15 protein-coding genes and 1 pseudogene are annotated in these 13,640 nt (G+C 62.1%); 10 read left to right on the forward strand and 6 right to left on the reverse strand.

Translation table 11 applies throughout. The annotated features are described in order from the left end of the window. The gene (locus AC1DMK_RS14590; protein WP_477859870.1) at positions 1-1,098 is read left to right on the forward strand and encodes a DUF1513 domain-containing protein; all 1,098 of its coding nucleotides are present in this window, start codon (positions 1-3) and stop codon (positions 1,096-1,098) included. Here the strand turns inward: AC1DMK_RS14590 and AC1DMK_RS14595 are convergent. Beyond that, positions 1,084-2,175 (reverse strand): DUF2252 family protein, encoded by a 1,092-nt coding sequence (locus tag AC1DMK_RS14595; RefSeq protein ID WP_037065516.1) that lies wholly within the window; start codon positions 2,173-2,175, stop codon positions 1,084-1,086. The two genes, AC1DMK_RS14590 and AC1DMK_RS14595, sit on opposite strands and share 15 nt — an antisense overlap. Before the next feature lie 131 nt (positions 2,176-2,306). Between AC1DMK_RS14595 and AC1DMK_RS14600 the strand changes: the two are divergent. Then, positions 2,307-2,714, forward strand: a pseudogene (locus tag AC1DMK_RS14600) (TspO/MBR family protein). 37 nt (positions 2,715-2,751) lie between these two features. Here AC1DMK_RS14600 and AC1DMK_RS14605 read toward each other — a convergent pair. Next, positions 2,752-3,801: a glycoside hydrolase family 25 protein gene (locus AC1DMK_RS14605; protein ID WP_477859906.1), complete on the reverse strand. Its 1,050-nt coding sequence runs from the start codon at positions 3,799-3,801 to the stop codon at positions 2,752-2,754. A gap of 213 nt (positions 3,802-4,014) precedes the next feature. On the opposite strand from AC1DMK_RS14605, the gene AC1DMK_RS14610 reads away from it, so the two are divergent. From AC1DMK_RS14610 to guaA, 3 genes are all read left to right on the forward strand, one after another. Continuing rightward, the gene (locus AC1DMK_RS14610; RefSeq protein ID WP_037065685.1) at positions 4,015-4,464 is read left to right on the forward strand and encodes a PaaI family thioesterase; all 450 of its coding nucleotides are present in this window, start codon (positions 4,015-4,017) and stop codon (positions 4,462-4,464) included. Beyond that, positions 4,461-5,099 carry a 5'-methylthioadenosine/S-adenosylhomocysteine nucleosidase gene (locus AC1DMK_RS14615; RefSeq protein WP_477859873.1) on the forward strand — a complete coding sequence of 213 codons (639 nt, stop codon included), beginning with the start codon at positions 4,461-4,463 and terminating at the stop codon, positions 5,097-5,099. The genes AC1DMK_RS14610 and AC1DMK_RS14615 overlap by 4 nt, the downstream gene beginning before the upstream one ends. Positions 5,100-5,192: 93 nt before the next feature. Then, positions 5,193-6,755, forward strand: coding sequence for a glutamine-hydrolyzing GMP synthase (guaA, locus tag AC1DMK_RS14620; RefSeq protein WP_477859875.1), 1,563 nt, complete (start codon positions 5,193-5,195; stop codon positions 6,753-6,755). Positions 6,756-6,904: 149 nt separating this feature from the next. Here the strand turns inward: guaA and AC1DMK_RS14625 are convergent, their stop codons facing one another. Genes AC1DMK_RS14625 through AC1DMK_RS14635 form a run of 3 tightly spaced genes read right to left on the reverse strand, consistent with a single transcriptional unit; the run spans position 6,905 to position 8,454 of the window. Then, positions 6,905-7,744 carry a protein NO VEIN domain-containing protein gene (locus AC1DMK_RS14625; RefSeq protein WP_037068770.1) on the reverse strand — a complete coding sequence of 280 codons (840 nt, stop codon included), beginning with the start codon at positions 7,742-7,744 and terminating at the stop codon, positions 6,905-6,907. Between the two features lie 42 nt (positions 7,745-7,786). Continuing rightward, on the reverse strand, positions 7,787-8,212 hold the full coding sequence (locus AC1DMK_RS14630; protein ID WP_477859878.1) for a type II toxin-antitoxin system VapC family toxin: 426 nt from the start codon (positions 8,210-8,212) through the stop codon (positions 7,787-7,789). Then, a complete protein-coding gene (locus tag AC1DMK_RS14635) occupies positions 8,212-8,454 on the reverse strand; it encodes a type II toxin-antitoxin system Phd/YefM family antitoxin (protein ID WP_037068778.1) in 243 nt (80 codons plus the stop codon). Before AC1DMK_RS14635 ends, AC1DMK_RS14630 begins: the two co-directional genes overlap by 1 nt. 175 nt (positions 8,455-8,629) lie before the next feature. Between AC1DMK_RS14635 and AC1DMK_RS14640 the strand changes: the two genes are divergently transcribed. Both AC1DMK_RS14640 and AC1DMK_RS14645 read left to right on the forward strand, forming a co-directional pair. Further along, a complete protein-coding gene (locus AC1DMK_RS14640; protein WP_477859880.1) occupies positions 8,630-9,214 on the forward strand; it encodes a hypothetical protein in 585 nt (194 codons plus the stop codon). Between the two features lie 19 nt (positions 9,215-9,233). Continuing rightward, positions 9,234-9,710, forward strand: a complete 477-nt coding sequence (locus AC1DMK_RS14645; RefSeq protein ID WP_477859882.1) for a hypothetical protein — start codon at positions 9,234-9,236, stop codon at positions 9,708-9,710. A 73-nt stretch (positions 9,711-9,783) separates the two neighbouring features. Here the strand turns inward: AC1DMK_RS14645 and AC1DMK_RS14650 are convergent, their stop codons facing one another. Continuing rightward, entirely contained in the window at positions 9,784-10,155 is a 372-nt protein-coding gene (locus tag AC1DMK_RS14650; RefSeq protein WP_477859884.1) for a helix-turn-helix transcriptional regulator, read from the reverse strand. A 217-nt stretch (positions 10,156-10,372) separates the two neighbouring features. Between AC1DMK_RS14650 and AC1DMK_RS14655 the strand changes: the two genes are divergently transcribed. The 3 genes from AC1DMK_RS14655 to AC1DMK_RS14665 all read left to right on the forward strand — a co-directional run bounded on the left by AC1DMK_RS14655 (position 10,373) and on the right by AC1DMK_RS14665 (position 13,577). After that, positions 10,373-11,017: a hypothetical protein gene (locus AC1DMK_RS14655; RefSeq protein WP_477859886.1), complete on the forward strand. Its 645-nt coding sequence runs from the start codon at positions 10,373-10,375 to the stop codon at positions 11,015-11,017. Between the two features lie 184 nt (positions 11,018-11,201). Continuing rightward, positions 11,202-12,872: an ISL3 family transposase gene (locus tag AC1DMK_RS14660; RefSeq protein ID WP_477859888.1), complete on the forward strand. Its 1,671-nt coding sequence runs from the start codon at positions 11,202-11,204 to the stop codon at positions 12,870-12,872. 30 nt (positions 12,873-12,902) lie between these two features. Continuing rightward, entirely contained in the window at positions 12,903-13,577 is a 675-nt protein-coding gene (locus AC1DMK_RS14665; RefSeq protein ID WP_477859890.1) for a UPF0149 family protein, read from the forward strand. The last annotated feature ends 63 nt before the right edge of the window (positions 13,578-13,640 follow it).

Consider the following 13,640-nt stretch of genomic DNA (forward strand, 5'->3'; position numbering starts at 1 on the left):
ATGTGGAAAAGCTCGCCGATCGACCGGCGCAGTTTCGTCAAGGCCGCCGGACTGACCTTCCTGGCGGCCCTGCGCCCGGGAGCGCTGATGGCGCTGGAACGTGCCGACGCGGTCTATGCGTCGGGAATGCGGACTGCCGACGGTTCCTACGCAGTCGCTACCGTGGGCGAGCGCGGCGAGATCGTCGACCAAGTCGCCCTGCCGGCGCGCGCCCACGGCATGGCGTTCAGCGCCGCGACGGGCAAGACCGTCGCATTTGCCCGCCGCCCCGGTACCTATGCGATGATCTTCGATCCCCGCGGCAAGAGCGAACCCGTCGTGATCGCCGCCGCCGAAGGACGCCATTTCTATGGCCACGGATCCTTTTCCCCGGACGGCCGCATCCTCTATGCCAGTGAGAACGACTTCGATGCCAACCGCGGCATGATCGGTCTCTATGACGCGACCGATCGCTTCGCCCGCATCGGCGAGTTCGAAACCTATGGCGTCGGCCCTCACGACATGACGGTTTCCGACGACGGCCGCATGCTTGTTGTCGCCAATGGCGGCATCGAGACCCACCCGGATTTCGGCCGCACGAAGCTTAACCTTCAAAGCATGCAGCCGTCCCTGACGTTGATCGACGCCGCAACGGGCGCTCTCATCGAGAAGCATTCGCTGCCGCCGCAATGGGCAAAGGTCTCAACCCGCCATGTAGACATCGATGACAGCGGCCGTATCTGGTTCGCCTGCCAATATGAGGGGCACCGAAACGACCTGCCGCCTCTTGTCGGCTCCTTCGCCAGGGGAGAGGATCTGCGCTTCGTCGATCTGCCGGAAGAGACGACCCGGCGACTGTCCAACTATGTCGGCGCAATCGCCGTCAACCGCAAGGACGGCCTTGTCGGCGTCACCTCGCCGAAGGGCGGCGCCTCCGTCACCATCGACGCGAGGAGCGGCAGGGTGCTGCGTGAGGAGGTGGTTCCAGACGCGGCCGGAATTGCGCCGGCAACAGGCGGTTTCGCGGTATCCAGCTACGACGGGGATTTTCTTGCCGCGCGCAGCAATGTCGCCTGGGACCAGCACATCGTCCGCATCGCCCCGTCACGACCCCTGTGACCAGACTTTCTGCTCCGAGGCAACCGCGGCGGCTGCAGCTTTCGCGGCATCGGAGAGCCAGGTTCCGCGGCGCGACTTGATATCGCGTGCGATCGCCGGGCCAGACGCCGGATCGCTGGAATGGCAGTTGCCGATCTCGAAACCCATCACATCGAGCATGTCGGGCGATAGCAGCATTTCGGGATTCCGGTCGATTTCGATCTTGATGCTATTCGGCGAAAGGCGGCGCACAAGAATGGTGCCCGAAAGCCGATAGTGCGGATCGGGGCAGCGGATTCGCCCAGCCGCGATATCGACGGCGTGGATTGCGTGATCCCTGGTAGAGCGGTCCTGAGGTGCGTGCGCAAGCGACCAGGCCGACGGCAGCATCGCCTTTGCTTCCCGCAGCACCGGCCCGCCCTGCCACTCCGCGTAGGCAACGAAGCGAGGGCGGCCGAGACTGCCCGTTCCGGCTGCCCGCGGCTTTGGAACATAGGCGCCGCAGTCTTTTGGCAAAGCCGCCTCCAGCGCCGCGGAATATGCAGGTGGCACCGGCTTGCTGCCCGGCGACAAGTCGGCGAACCTGTCCCAGAACGCGCGGCGCGCAGCGTCGGGAAGCAGCAAAGCCTTTCGCAGCCATTTATGATCCCGCTCGAGAATGATCGGTACCGGTGCCTGCATGGCGCGCCGGTAGCCCGCGAGGATCGATTCCGCGATCAGATGCGCCGGCGGGCCGTCTTCGCTTCGAGCCAGCAGCGCGCTCGCGGTCAGTCGAATGAGGTCGAGCGCATAGGGCATGACGGCAGCGTCGTCGAAGTCGTTGGCACCCCAGACCAGGCGTCCCTCGGCGTCGCGCCAGGTCCCGTAGTTCTCCAGATGCGTATCGCCGATCGCAAGGACCTGCGGCGCCGTGGCGAAATCGGGGCAGATGTCCAGAACCGTCTCGGCCCAGCGCCAGTAGGTCGCACGCAGGAAGACGAAGCCGTTCGTGGTCATCTTTGCATGCTTCCTGGTGAGGTCGGCCTCGACGAGATCGGCGCCGAGCTGATCGTGGAGCCACGCCTCATAATCGCGTATGGACTGCGAGATCGTTGCCATGCCGGACTGTCCCAAATTCACACTGGTTGAAAATAGGCGCGGCGGCGGCGGAGGCAATCGAGATCATCTGCCTGCGCGGTTAAATCGCACGGCACCTCATCTGGCGCGTTTCCGTCGTCGCCCTATAAGCCCTGACCTATTTGATCTTCGTCGCCATCGTCCTCGGCGGCGGTCTGGCCCATCGGTATCGACAACCTTCCCGGCGAATGGAATCAATCTCTCGCCGGACACCTTTCAATCCGCCCGACTGGGTGATCGGGATCGCCGGCGCGCGCACGTGGATGCGCGGACATCTGTCCGTCGGCATGCTGATCTGGGCCGGCAGATGGTGCTCAATTTTCTCTGGTCGCCGTTCTTCTTCGGCCTGCGGATGCCGCCCGTCGCGCTCGCGATCATCGCGGTGCTGTTTGTGCTGATCCTTGCTTTCATCCGGAGCCGCTGGAACGCAGATCGGATCGCTGCCTTGCTCTTCATTCCCTATGCCTGCTGGGTCAGCCTTCGCGACCATGCTCAACGCGTCGATCGTCTATCTGAACTGAGCGATATCAGGTCACGGTCCGGGCGTGCTGTCTTCACTCAGCCGGATTGCCCCAGCCAGTCGTGCCAGTCGCGTTCGCTGCCATGGAACACGTTGAGATCGATCCGTCCCTCGACACCATGCGAAAGGCCGGAGCCGGAATACTGCCAGAAGATCCATTTCCGTCCCGGATAGCGCTTGGAGGGGTGTGCTGCGACCGAGCGGAGCCAGAAGGGATAGTCAAGAAACGCGCCCTGCAGATTGTCGCGATAGAAATCGGGAGCCGTATAGATCACCGGGCGCTGGCCGTAGTGCCGCTCCAGCTTATCCATGAACACCTTCATCTTTTCGAGCACGTGCTCACGCGAAGGCTGCCGCTTGCAGCTGGATTCGCCGTTCCACTCGACATCGATCACGGGCGGAAGCGCGTTTGCATCCCGCGGAACGTTGCGGATGAACCAGTCGGCCTGCTCGCCTGCCGTGCGGCACCAGTAGAAGAAGTGATAGGCGCCACGCTTCAGCCCGGCTTCCTTGGCATTGCGCCAGTTTTTCCTGAACATCGGATCGAGATGATCGCCGCCGTCGGTCGCCTTTATGTAGACGAAGTTCGCGCCTTGCATCTGCAGCGTCTGCCAGTCGATATCGCCCTGCCAGCGCGAGACGTCGACACCGTGGACGGCAAGCTTTCTTGGCGAGGACGAGCCGAAATTGATCGGCTTGGCGTCGCGGAACCGGTGGCTGTAAATTCTCGTGCGCGTCTGCGGCGCCGACTCTGCCGCCGGCCTCGTCGGAACCACGAATGCGACCCTCGTCTCCGCAGCAACCGGCCTGTCCGCCGGAAGCGGCATCGCCGCCGCTCTTGCCTGAGGCAGGAATGCCTGCGGCTCCGGCACGGGACCGGTCCAGGTCAGTTCCTGCTGCTGCGGGGCTGGCGGAGGTGAAGCGTCTGCGACATCCATCGCGGGCACCGGAGCGCTTGGCCTCACCACTGAGCTGGTCGTTTCCCGCGATGGCACCGAAGCCAGAATGCTCTCCGGACCCGAACTCGATGTGCAGCCCGAAGCAGTCACACAGACAAGGACGATTGCTGGCAAGGCCGATAGACGCATAAGAACTCGCACGCAGGCAACTTTCGACAGCGGATTCCTCCTCATGGGAAACCCGAAACACAATGGCTAATGGAGAATTACCAAAAAAAGCTGAATCCAATCTTTACGACACCGGAAACGGCTTGGCCGAACAGCGATCAATTGATTTCCCAGGCATGCTTGTCGAATGCAGCGCACCATGCCACTTTCACGCTCGCAAGGGGGCAAATCATAATGAACGACAATGACAGCGGCGATTTCCGCGAGCGAATCCGCCAGAATTTTGCGCGCCAGGCGGCGCTGCACACGATTGGCGCCGAATTGACCCGCGTCGAGCGCGCCACGGTGGAGATCGAGCTGCCGTTCGATGTCAAACTCACGCAACAGCACGGCATCCTGCATGCCGGCGTGATTTCCGCAGCACTCGATTCCGCCTGCGGATTTGCCGCCTACAGCGTCATCGATGCCGAGGCTTCGATCCTGACCATCGAGTTCAAGGTCAACCTGATGTCGCCGGGGCGCGGCGACCGCTTCCTGTTCCGAGGCGAGATCACCAAGCCCGGTTCGAACATCATCGTCGCCGATGGGCGCGGCTATGCGATCAGCGACGGGCCAGCGAAACTCATCGCTTCGATGACGAGCACCATGATGATCATCCGCGGCAGAGAGGGAATTACTGGATGAAGTTCGAACAGAAATCGGTCGCGGGGAAATCCATTCTGTTCGTGATGGCGGCCGAGGCTGAATACGGCCCGTTCCTGCGCTCGCGCTTCGAGCCGCTAATGACGGGCGTCGGCCCGATCGAGGCCGCCGTGGTCCTTACCAGGGCACTGACGCAGCTGGATCTTGCAGGCGATCTGCCGCAGCTCGTCGTCTCGCTCGGCTCGGCGGGCTCACCGAGCCTCGAACAGACTGAGGTCTATCAGGTCACCTCCGTCTCCTATCGGGACATGGATGCGTCCGCGCTTGGGTTCGAGAAAGGACGCACGCCATTTCTAGATCTTCCCGCAACCATAGACCTGCCGTTGCGGATACCCGGCCTTGCAGAGGCCAGCCTTTCCACCGGCGGAAACGTCGTTTCGGGTGCGGCCTATGCCGGCATTGCAGCCGACATGGTCGATATGGAGACCTTTGCGGTCCTGCGCGCCTGCCAGGCCTTCCAGCTGCCACTGATCGGACTTCGCGGCATTTCCGATGGCGTCGAGGAACTGCAGCATATCTCCGGCTGGACGGAATATCTGCACGTGGTCGATCGCAAGCTTTCCTATGCCGTCGACAGCCTGTTTACGGCGCTCGAAGACGGGGTATTCTGGTTCTAGGCCCTGCAGAAACGGGACAATCGGCACAATAAAATCCGGCTGCGGCGGATTTCCCGCATTGCAAGAACGGGTGCTTTTCATTAAAGGCTCGCCATGACCCAGACAGCACATCCCGACAGCGTTCTCATCGTCGATTTCGGCAGCCAGGTAACCCAGCTGATTGCGCGCCGCGTGCGCGAAGCGGGCGTCTATTGCGAGATCGTTCCTTTTCAGTCCGCCGAAGAGGGCTTCAAGCGCCTCAAACCGAAAGCCGTGATCCTGTCCGGCAGCCCGGCTTCGACGGTTGACGAAGGGTCGCCGCGCGCGCCGCAGATCATCTTCGAAAGCGGCCTGCCCGTCTTCGGCATCTGCTATGGCCAGCAGACGATGTGCATGCAGCTCGGCGGCAAGGTTGAAAGCGGCCATCACCGCGAATTCGGCCGCGCCTTCCTTGATGTTGACGAGGATTGCCCGCTGTTTGAAGGGCTCTGGTCGAAGGGCTCCCGCCATCAGGTCTGGATGAGCCACGGCGACCGCGTGACCGCGCTCCCCGAGGGCTTCGAGGTGGTCGCGACCTCCTCCAACGCCCCTTACGCCTTCATCGCCGACGAAAAGCGCAAGTACTACGGCGTGCAGTTCCATCCGGAAGTGGTGCACACGCCCGATGGCGCCAAGCTGATCGGCAACTTCATTCACAACATCGCCGGCATCAAGGGCGACTGGTCGATGTCGGCCTATCGCCAGAAGGCGGTCGACACCATCCGCAAGCAGGTTGGCGACAAGCGCGTCATCTGTGCACTGTCCGGCGGCGTCGACAGCTCGGTTGCCGCACTTCTGATCCATGAGGCCGTCGGCGACCAGCTGACCTGCGTGCTCGTCGATCACGGCCTGATGCGCAAGGACGAGGCAGCCAATGTCGTCGCCATGTTCCGCGAGCATTACAATCTGCATCTGATCCACGTCGATGCCGCCGACAGGTTCATCGGCGAACTCGAAGGCGTCAGCGATCCCGAGACCAAGCGCAAGATCATCGGCCGCCTGTTCATCGAGACCTTCGAGGAGGAGGCCAGGAAGCTTGGCGGCGCCGATTTCCTCGGCCAGGGCACGCTCTATCCCGACGTGATCGAAAGCGTTTCCTTCACCGGCGGCCCGTCGGTCACCATCAAGTCGCATCACAATGTCGGCGGCCTACCGGAGCGCATGAACATGCAGCTTGTCGAACCGCTGCGCGAACTCTTCAAGGACGAAGTGCGCGCACTCGGCAAGGAACTCGGCCTGCCCGACAGCTTCATCGGCCGCCACCCCTTCCCGGGTCCTGGCCTCGCGATCCGTTGCCCAGGCGGCATCACCCGCGAAAAGCTGGAGATCCTGCGCGAAGCCGACGCCATCTACCTCGACGAAATCCGCAAGGCCGGCCTCTACGACGCCATCTGGCAGGCTTTCGCCGTGCTGCTGCCGGTCCAGACCGTCGGCGTCATGGGCGACGGTCGCACCTACGAGTTCGTCTGCGCGCTGCGCGCCGTCACCTCGGTCGACGGTATGACGGCGGATTTCTATCACTACGACATGGAATTCCTCGGCCGCGCCGCGACACGCATCATCAACGAAGTACGCGGCATCAACCGCGTGGTCTACGACGTGACCTCGAAGCCGCCCGGCACGATCGAGTGGGAGTGACGGATACAAACGGCGACAATAGCGTAGTTTCGGCGGCGATTTTCGATGCCGCTTAATTGTCGCTCTCGTCCGTATTTCACTCTCATTGAGCTGGCGTTCTCCATTTCTGCCTCTCAGGTACGATCTGCGCGCACTTGATGTAAAGGCCGCTACAAGAAATTCGCTTGGTAACTGGTGGCCATCAGCGACACGTGCGTCTCCAAGGGCGGTCGCAACTCAAAGGCCCTCGGCTCCCGCGCAAAATTCCACAGCCGCACTAGCCGCCAATCGCCGCGTCGCTCCTCAGCAACGGCCAGCTCATTACGCGTGATGTGAAAAGGCGTGCGTTCCCAGCCATTGGTTGTCTTTACCTCGATCAGCCGATCGCTGCCGTCTGTGTCGAAGCTCAGGATGTCATAGCCGGCACCGTCACCATCGACGAGCGACACCCAACGGATGCGCTCGGCGAGATCGATCCTGCCAGCGGCGAGCAGATTGGCACGCTCATGGGCGAGGACGCGCTCCTCGCCGGCGCGGCCCAGGGCGCGATTGCGCGCGTCGCGCTCGGCCACGTCGTACTTCCGGGCGATGGCGGTCATCTGCTCGAGCTCGTCAGGTGGAGGCGCATTGCTGTGCGTTGGCGGCGGACCGATCCACAGCATCGCTTCTTCCCGAAGGGCTGACGGCGACGGACCCATTGCCATCCGCGCGGCCGGTGCGAGCCAATCCGGATGGCGATCGAGCCAGCGCACCACAGCGTCGACGAGCGACGCCTGGAAATTGAAGGCCGGCTTGTAGCCCGGCATCCAATCCTCCCCGAGGCCCTTGAGCACGGCACTGATGTTCTGATGCTTGTATTCGATCGAGCCACGCGGGCGATCAATCACCCCCTGCAGGAGGCGATTGTGCTCCGCCTTGCTGTAGGCTCGGCCAGCGATGTCGTCTGCGAGCATCGCGAAATAGTCCGCGACGATCGCGTCGTTCTGCTCGTCGGACCAGTCACCGGCCATAGCGGCTCCCGAGATGGTCGGCCAAGCCCGAGAGGGCCCGGATCATGCCAGTAGCTGCGCCGGCACGCCAAGGGCCGGCCCGGCCTCGGCGAGCCGCCGGTCCAGCGTGTGCACCGTGGCACCATGCTCCGATGCGACCGCGAGGTGCAGCGCATCGCCGGCGCGAAGCCCAAGGGCATGTTGATCGGCGAACTTCGCCGCCGTCCGGAACTGCCCGCCCGTCACCCCAAGCACGGTGAAGCTCTCGGCGACCAGCTTGTTGAATATGGCGAGCGCACTGGCGCGCTGTTCGAGGCCGATCTGTCCCGTCCGCAGCTTGATCGCCATGGCGGACGACATCTCGGTGACGGTCCAGTTGCTGATCAGAAGTTGCGCCGCATCCTGCTCCGCCAGCCAGGCCTGAACGCGCGGCGTCATCGCTTCGTTGGAGAGCGCCGCGACGATCAGCGACGTGTCGAGATAAAGCATCAGTAGCGATCGCCATCCCGCATCGACCGCACGAGGTCGGCGGCACTCTGGGACTGGGGCGGCATCGCTGCCGTCAGTGATTGAAGCAGCGCGGCATCGATCGGCTTGCGCGGCCGGGCGACAGCGGTGAGCCGCGCGACCGGCTTGCCGCGACGGGTGATGTCAATCGAATCGCCTGCCTCTACCCGGTCGACCAGTTCGCTCAGATGGGCTTTGGCATCCGCCAGATTAATCGCATCCATGTCACGCTCCTGACCATGTAGATAGTCATATAGCGCATCCAACTTAAGAATTCCAGCGAAAGGTTCGTCCATGCGGCATGTTCTCACCCGGCAGCAGCTTTATGACATGATCTGGGAACGCGCCGTTTCGAAGATGGCGCCGGAGCTCGGCATTTGACGCGGCGCTGCGCAAGCAATGCGTGAAGCACGCCATCCCCTGCCGGATGCCACCTATAGGGGACGGCTGCACGCCGGACGTCCGGTCAAGCGCAAGCCACTAGGCGCTGCACCGAAGGGTGTGAGCGATCATATCGTGATCAACGCACGCGCGAAGCCGCCGGCGCCCGAACGGGTGGAGGCGGCGGTCGCAGTCGCCAAACAGTCGGTGGAGACTGTAGCCGTACCGGAGAAGCTGCACCCACTCGTCGCGAAAACGCTTGCCGCTGCACGGAAGGCCAAGCCGGATCGTAATGATGCGATCATCGGTCTTGGCGCGAAGTTCTTTCGGTTTCGTGCGCACCTCGACACGCTCGATCGTGTGGGCATCTTCCTGAACGCCCTGGTCTACAAAGCTCTGGCCCGGGGACATCGGTTCGAAGCCGGACGTGAGGGCCTCGAGATGATCGTCGATGACGAAGCCATCGGCTTTGTCGTCTGTCAGACCATTCGCCGGTCGATCCATGTCGCCACGAAAAGAAGAGACGCGGCGGCGCGAGCCGCTGGGATGCCCGCCATCGCAATGATTGGGACAACTGGGACAAGCGCCCATTCCCCATTATGATTTCACGCCGACCGGCGAGATGGCGATCGAGATCGCGGGCTGGTCGCGTTTCGAAGGTGCCCAGCACCGGTTCGCCGACACCCGCGCACGCACGATCGAGAGCCGGATCGACGAGATACAGGTCTCGTTTGCCGCATTCGCGGCCGGCAGGAAGGTGGAGCGGGAAGAGGCGCGGGAACGGGCCTGTCTTGAGGAGATTGCCCGCCAGCGGCGCGCCGAACAAGCGCGGCTTGCCAAGCTTGAGCAGCAGCGGGTGGAATTCCTCGATCGAAGGCTCGCACAGGCACAGGAGCGAGATCGATTACGGGCGTTTCTGATGGCGCTTCCCGCTGACCACATCTCAGGGGAAGCTTCTGCCTGTCGCGCTTTCCTCGAATGGGCGCGACAGCGGCTGGAGAAGATGGAAGCCCAGTTGCAGCTCGCGACCATTGCCGATGAGGTCTCCGGGATGGAAGCCTTCGCGCCGATCGAGGGTACCGACAGCAGTGGAGCCTGAACCATCGTGCAAGAGGGGCACTTGCCCGCGTCGGCTGGGCCATTGCGCCTGGAGAGATGCGATGGCCGCCGTTTCAGGTCATTAAACCGTCGGTCCGCTTGACCGGCCGGATTTTGCGCTGGTGAACGTCTGGTGCGGGAGCGATCTTCGCGCGACCTTCGAGATAGATTAGGCGGCGCTGCTCGAGCCACGCTTCGACTTCTTTTAAGTCCCACACCACGCATCGCGGCGTGAGATTGAAGCGGCGGGGAAAGTCGCCGCGCTTTTCCATTTCATAGATCGTGCTGTCGGCGAGCGGGACGATCAGCCGGAGTTCATGCCGTCGGATCGTTCGTGGCAGGCCGGTCAGCACGGTGGCTGGACCGGAGTATCCCGCTGGGTCTTTGTCGTCGTCACCCTGATAGGGCATCATCAGGACACGTGCACGGCTTGGTTTCTTGGTCATGTTTATCCTCCTATGGTTGTAGAAGTCCGATGAAGCCTGGCGGCGTACGGCTCTTTGCCGTGGGAGACTCGGACCAGTCGATCTACGGCTTCACCGGCGCCGGCGGCGCGCTGTTGCAGGAGTTGGCCGAACGGGATGACGTCGAGCGGTTTCAGCTCCAACTCAACTATCGTTCAGCCTCGCGGATTGCCAGCGCTCTGAACCGGCGCTTGGGGAGGTGCGCAGCTACGTCTCGAACGATCCGGACCGGCAAGCGGTGATCGCGTTCGTCGAGTGCGACGATGGGCTTGAAGGTCAGGCGGCGCATGCTGTGGCCGAAATAATCCCTGCGGCGCTGGCCGCCAAGCCGGGCCGCGCGCTGGGTGACATCGCCATCCTATACCGGGATTATTGCGCCGGCGACGTCGTCGCCGAGGCCTTGGCCGCTGCGAGGCTCGACTTCATCCGCGTCGATACAGCCGCGCCTCATCGCAAGGTGGCGCTGACAAGCTGGATCGAGGACTGTGCGGCCTGGTGCGCTGATGGGTGGCGCGAAGGTCGGCCACAGTTGCGCGGATTGCTGGATCGGTGGCTCGGTTTCCATCGCGCGCGCATCGCAGAAGCTGAGGCCCGCAGTGAGGCCCAGCGGCTGACCCAGCTGCTCTGGTCGCTACGGACGGACGGAGGCCTGGCGCGGGACTTCGTCGGCGCGCTGCGGGCCGGAATGCTCGATGCGTTGATGGCGGCAGAGCCACGCCTCGCCGATCAGCGCGAACAGGTGGTACGCATGTCGACGGCGCTCGCTGTCGGGGGCCGCTCGCTGAGCTGGATCTGGCGAGCCTCGGCGGACGCGACAGGTCGCCACTCCGCGTTAATCTGTTGACGCTGCACTCGGCAAAGGGCTGCGAATATGACGTCGTGATCATGGTGGGGCTCGATCTGGGCGGTTTGCCGTGGCGTGCACAGCGACAATCAAGGGTTCTTCCGCATATTTGGTGCAGGAGGATTCACGTGTGGCGCGAATACGGTCATAGATTCGGAATCGTGGTCTATGCAGTGATTTGCTCGTGCTTGAATTTTTCAACTCGTTGCTTCCGGAGAATTTCGAGGTCGTGGAGATCGTGCGCCAATGTGGCACTGTCGTTATTTCGGCGCGGTCGATTTCGGCCTCGGCAAATTGCCCCACTTGCGACCGATCCAGCGGGCGCGTTCACAGTCATTACCTGCGCCGGCTTGCCGATCTGCCTTTCCAGGATCAAGCTGCGGCGATCCGACTTCGCGCCAGGCGTTTTCGTTGTGTCGATAGACAATGCGTAACGCGTATCTTCACCGAACGATTTCCGGGATTGGTTTCGGCCAAGGCCCGTCGAACCAACCGCCTCAGAGCGGCGCAAACGGCGGTCGGGCTTACGGCAGGCGGCGAGCCCGGCGGTCGCTTATCGCAAAAGCTGACCATTCCTGTGAGCGGCGATACACTTCTGCGAATGGTGAGCTCATCGGTGCACGAATCCTATCCTGCCCCTCGGATCGTTGGTATCGACGATTGGGCCTGGCGCAAGGGCCAGCGTTACGGCACGATTGTCTGCGATCTGGAACGCAACCGCGTTCTTGATCTGCTTCCCGAACGAAATGCTGATGTTGTAGCCGAATGGCTGGCCCGTCATCCCGGCGTAGAAATCATCGCCCGCGACCGTGCTGGCGTTTATGCAGAAGGGGCACGACGAGGCGCCCCTGATGCCGCTCAGATCGCGGATCGATGGCATCTTCTCGCGAATTTGGGTGAGGCTCTTCGTCTGGCGGTCGGCCGTCATCGCAAAGCTGTCCGTCTTGCCGGTGTCGTCGCGATGAATGAGATCGCCGCAGCAAGTCATGAGTTCCGCGAACACCCGTCGCAGAAGCAAACATCGCTGCAAAGCTTGCGGCAGCAGCGAAAGTTGCAACGTCGTGATCTGTATGAAGAGGTGATGCGCCTGTGGGATGCCGGGATCACCTCTGCGAGGCAGATTGCGCCGCAGGTCGGCATGAGTGTGCGTACAATTGAACGGTGGCTGGCAGCGGGCGGTGAACCCGAACACCACCGCCCTTCGGTTCAATACCATACCCTCCTAGCGTTCGAGGACTATCTTCTTCGACGTTGGAACGAAGGATGTCACAATGGTCGACAGCTTCTGTCCGAGATCAAAACCCAGGGATTTAAAGGGAGCCGTGCAACCGTTTACCGATGGATCGCCGCCCTGAAGAAGCAGCCACAATCATCTAAAAGCGAAAAGAGCCGACCCTGGCGACCGCCATCTCGGCGAAGATGTGGATGGCTTCTGGGCCAGGACCCGCAATCCTGTGATGCGAAGGCCRCGTGTTTCCTGAAGCATGTCTACGAACATGCGCCGCAGCTTTCGGTTGCCGGGCATCTTTCTCGCCGATTAGCAGCAATATTGCGGGGTGATGATGCCTCCCTCCTGGAGGGATGGATCGCTGAGGCCGGGGACAGCGAACTGGCCTCTTTGGCTGCCGGAATTAGCCGCGAACATCGAGGCCGTCCGCGGCGCGATCAATCATCGATGGACGACCAGCCCCGTCGAGGGTCAGATCAATCGCCTGAAGACACTGAAGCGGCAGATGTATGGTCGTGCCGGCTACGCACTGCTGCGCAGTCGCGTTCTAATGGCGGCATAGCGGATAGTCAGAATGCCGGGGACGGGAACCATTCAGTATTGCCTGTCGCGGAGCGTCGGCCTTAGATTTGTTCGACGCTCTACAAGGATTGCGATATGGCGACGCATCAGACTTCCTTCACCGAAGCAATGAGCCTTGATGATCTCGATGATTATCTCATGTCCGACAGCTCTCCAGCGGAGAGTATGCTACTGTCCGACCTGGATGGCTTTTTGACCGGCATCGCCGTCGGGCCGGAGGCAATCCCGCCCGACGAGTGGTTGCCGGTCATCTGGGGCGAGACTGCGCCTCAGTTTGACAATGAGAGCCAAGCGCAGGCTGTCCTTGGGGCCATTATGGGCCGTTACGACGAGATCGTCCGGCAAATCGACAACGAGACCGTTGAGCCTATTTTTTGGCAATCACGCGACACCGTCATCGCCTGGGACTGGGCTGACGGCTTTGTCGAGTCCTTCGCGTTGCGCCAGCGTCACTGGACGAAGATGGCCAAGTCTGAAGCCGGGATGCTGCTCGTTCCCATCATGATGCTCTGTGATCCCGAAAATCTGCCCGATGAACTTGCAAGCGAGGAAAAAGAGCAGGTGATTGACGACGCAATTGAGGCCCTGCCGGACACCGTTTTGGCAATTGCGGCCTATTGGCGTATGTCCGACCTCGAAAAGAAAAGCGTCTCTGCTGGCCTGCGCTCGTTTGCCAGTCCCGGCCGAAACGATCCCTGCCCGTGTGGATCAGGCAACAAATTCAAAAAATGCTGCGGGACCGGCTCCTGAATAACCATAGCGAAACCGCAATTAGGCGGAGACCTGACCTGCACCAAATATGCGGAAGAACCC

It is taken from the genome of Rhizobium sp. 05L419, assembly GCF_056397845.1.